The organism is uncultured Bifidobacterium sp. (assembly GCF_959020145.1).
Lineage (GTDB): Bacteria > Actinomycetota > Actinomycetes > Actinomycetales > Bifidobacteriaceae > Bifidobacterium.
Map to the genome: position 1 here is coordinate 1 of NZ_CAUEQY010000071.1, position 3544 is coordinate 3544.

At 58.1% G+C, this 3544-nt stretch carries 4 protein-coding genes; 1 reads left to right on the top strand and 3 read right to left on the bottom strand.

The window, feature by feature from the left end:
• Nucleotides 1-6: 6 nt before the first annotated feature.
• A complete protein-coding gene (locus Q5H33_RS08190) occupies nt 7-510 on the bottom strand; it encodes an MscL family protein (RefSeq protein ID WP_022244723.1) in 504 nt (167 codons plus the stop codon).
• 241 nt (nt 511-751) lie between these two features.
• Between Q5H33_RS08190 and gdhA the strand changes: the two genes are divergently transcribed.
• Complete coding sequence (gene gdhA, locus Q5H33_RS08195; protein ID WP_226856935.1) at nt 752-2098, top strand: NADP-specific glutamate dehydrogenase; 1347 nt, start codon at nt 752-754, stop codon at nt 2096-2098.
• Between the two features lie 383 nt (nt 2099-2481).
• Here gdhA and Q5H33_RS08200 read toward each other — a convergent pair whose 3' ends face one another.
• Together Q5H33_RS08200 and Q5H33_RS08205 are read right to left on the bottom strand one after the other, a co-directional pair.
• A complete protein-coding gene (locus Q5H33_RS08200; protein WP_004222781.1) occupies nt 2482-3018 on the bottom strand; it encodes a DUF3566 domain-containing protein in 537 nt (178 codons plus the stop codon).
• Nucleotides 3019-3093: 75 nt separating this feature from the next.
• A partial coding sequence (locus Q5H33_RS08205; protein ID WP_302423966.1) for a DNA gyrase C-terminal beta-propeller domain-containing protein occupies nt 3094-3544 on the bottom strand: 451 nt, incomplete at its 5' end.

Sequence of the window (3544 nt, forward strand, 5' to 3'; positions counted from 1 at the left end):
CGATGACTACCGCACTGCGACTGCACCGGCAACAGTGTCGGAATCGTTCGGCACGTTCTGTGTATTCCGTGCATTCTGCTTGGCAAGTTCGTCGCGGATTTGCTGCAACAGCAGGATCGTCTGCTCTTCGGTGGAGATTTCCGGCTCTTTGGCAGCTTCCTCCTCGGCTTTGCTCCGTTCTTCCGCAAGCTTGGTTTTGGCGAGCAACGCCTCGGTCACGTCACGGAATTTGTTGATCGGCACGAGAATGCAGAAATACACGGCCGCCGCGATAATCAGGAAATTCAATATCGCGCCAAGTACCGCGCCGAACGAAACCGTCGCATTATTGAATGTGATTGCCAGCAGACCATCCATATTCGGTTTGCCGAAAATCATGGCGATGAACGGATTAATCACATTGTTGACAATAGAATTAACCACTGTGGTGACGGCACCGCCCATGACGACACCGACCGCCATGTCGATCATGTTGCCGCGTGCAATGAATTTCTTGAATCCTTCAATCATGATGATTCTCCCATTATGTGAGATCGTGAGATGTTATTGCGGACGTACTCTCTCCCACGCTTTCCGCATTTCCATCCTATAGGCAACACAAGGCACGGCAATCCCGTAAAAAGAAGCAGGTTCAGAACCAGCACTCGCAAAAAGCGTCTCCAAATCCTGAACAAGGTCTTGTGCCGTCCATATTCGTGCACATAGAATGAGACCGTCTATTGGTAACCCAACTATCCCGAAGGGGAAGAATATGCTCACTGACGAGTACGTCAAGCGCGTGTACGCGCAGGTGGAAAAGCGCGACGGCGACCAGCCGGAGTTCCTGCAGGCCGTTCGAGAGGTTTTCGAAAGCCTCGAGCCGGTGGTTGCGAAGCATCCGGAATATGAGAAGGCGGGCGTGCTTGAGCGCATCGTCGAGCCGGAGCGCGTGGTGAAGTTCCGCGTCGCATGGACCGACGATGAGGGCAAGGTGCAGGTCAACCGCGGTTACCGCATCCAGTTCAACTCCGCGATCGGCCCGTACAAGGGCGGTCTGCGCTTCCACCCGAGCGTGAACGAAGGCGTCATCAAGTTCCTCGGCTTCGAGCAGATCCTGAAGAACTCCCTGACCAGCCTGCCGATGGGCGGCGGCAAGGGCGGATCCGACTTCGACCCGAAGGGCAAGTCCGACGCCGAAGTCATGCGTTTCTGCCAGGCCTTCATGACGGAACTGTGCCGTCACATCGGCCAGTTCACCGACGTCCCGGCCGGTGATATCAACGTGGGCGGCCGCGAGATCGGCTACCTGTTCGGCCAGTACAAGCGCATCCGCGACGAGTATTCCGGCGTGCTGACCGGCAAGGGCCTCGAATTCGGCGGCTCCCTGGCTCGTACCGAAGCCACCGGTTACGGCCTGTGCTATTACACCGCCGAGGCAATGCGCGTGCTGCGCAACGATTCCTTCGAAGGCAAGACCGTGGTCATCTCCGGCTCCGGCAACGTGGCCATCTTCGCCACCGAGAAGGCTCAGGCCCTCGGCGCGAAGGTTGTGACCGCCTCCGATTCCAACGGCTACATCTACGATCCGAACGGCATTCAGCTCGACGTGGTCAAGGACATCAAGCTGGGCCACCGCGGCCGCATCAAGGAATACGCCGAGCGTGTGCCGGGCTCCGAATATCACGAGGGCTGCAAGGGCGTGTGGACCGTTCCGTGCGATATCGCCCTGCCGTGCGCCACCCAGAACGAGATCGACGAGGAATCCGCCAAGGCTCTCGTCGCCAACGGCTGCACCGTGGTGTGCGAAGGCGCCAACATGCCTTCCACTCCGGAGGCAATCGCCGTCTACCAGGCCAACAACGTGCTCTATGGCCCCGCCAAGGCCGCGAACGCGGGTGGCGTGGCGGTTTCCGGCCTTGAGATGAGTCAGAACTCCTACCGCCTTTCCTGGACTTTTGAAGAGGTTGACGGCAAGCTCAAGTCCATCATGGAAAACATCGTCGCCAACTCTCTGGCAGCCGCCAAGGAATACGGCCACGAGGGTGATCTGATGCTCGGCGCCAACGCTGCCGGCTTCGTGAAGGTCGCCAACGCCATGGTCGCCCAGGGCGTGCTCTGATCTAGCCGTTTTAGCCAATCTAGCCAATACGGCTGGCTCATCGAAATACATTGAGGGCCTGTCTGGTTTCATTCCAGACAGGCCCTCTTTTCGTATTTCAACACGTACTTCAGCGCACCCAATCTAGTTGCAGTTACATCTGAAAGATATGGGCAGATTGCAGGCAGGGGAGAGGCAGATAGGATTTGGCGTACGGTAAGAGACAGACTGGTCTAGAAAATACGAAGACGGTCTGTGTCGTGATGGGAATCACGACACAGACCGTCTTGTTGCGTTTGAGTTTGCTATCGCCGCTACTGACGGCGCACTGCGCTATTTCAGCATTGCATGCGACGCTCGCGGACGCTATCGCCGCTCGCTGCCATTAATAGCGCACTGCGCTATTAATCATCTCCAAGCGTGACGTGGATGCCACCGACGAGGGTGCTCACCACGTTGTACAGCAGCGTGAAAATCACCACGAGCACGGTGATCAGCACCACTTCCACAATGGAGAAGATGGTGACGGCGCTCAGCACAGTGCCCAACGAGAACACGTTGGTCAGGTCGAATCCGCCAGCGTCCAAGCCAGTGGAAGACACAATCTGCGTAACTTGGTCGAACACGCCGACCACGTTCAGCATGCCCCACAGCAAAGCCACCGCGACAATCTGAATGATGCCTCCCGCGATGGAAAGCATGAACGCCACCTTGGCGGCCGACCATGCATCGATACGCGTCAGAGACAGGCTCATACGGCGTGCACGCGGAGCGCCGCCGCGACGCTTCTCACGGACCTTCACACCGCCGGAAGCGGAGGAGGCACCCTCGTGCGCCTGAACCTGATCCGCACCAATCAGCGGCTGGCTGGAAGCGGAACGTGCCACGCGCGGTGCCTGCCCAACCTCCGGCATTTGCTGTCCTTCGATGTTCTCGCTCATCGTTGCTCCTTGCAAGATTGTGCCCAGTTCTTAGCTGAGGCTACCAGTTTTCGCAGACGATTGCCTGTCTTGTCTTCATGCCTCTACATTCTCGCCATCGCCGTTGCCAGCGTTGGCTTCAGTAGCGGCTTCAGACGATGCCGAAGCACCCTCGTTCACGGTTGCGTTCGTCCCATGTTCCGCGGATTCCGTTTTTTCCGCAGATTCGCCAGATTCCGCGGATTCGTCATCCTTCTCCTCGTTGCGTGCGATGGAGATGATCTCGTCGTTCTTGTCCGGCTTGGCGAACGTCACACCTTGGGTGGTGCGGCCGGTGCGCTTGACCTCGTCGACGTTGGAACGGATGACCTTGCCGGACTTCATGATGGCCATGATCTGGTCATCTTCCTCAACGATCACCGCGCCCACGAGGGAGCCACGGCCTTCGGCGAGCTGCACGGCCTTGACGCCAAAGCCGTTACGGCCTTGCAAACGGTATTCGCTGATGGCGGTGCGCTTGGCGAAGCCCTCGTTGGTGACCACGAAC

What these genes read in the sequence shown, in the direction of transcription:
- Q5H33_RS08190 (WP_022244723.1), bottom strand. Translation starts at nt 510, where the DNA reads ATGATTGAAGGATTCAAGAAATTCATTGCACGCGGCAACATGATCGAC.
- gdhA (WP_226856935.1), top strand. Translation starts at nt 752, where the DNA reads ATGCTCACTGACGAGTACGTCAAGCGCGTGTACGCGCAGGTGGAAAAG.
- Q5H33_RS08200 (WP_004222781.1), bottom strand. Translation starts at nt 3,018, where the DNA reads ATGAGCGAGAACATCGAAGGACAGCAAATGCCGGAGGTTGGGCAGGCA.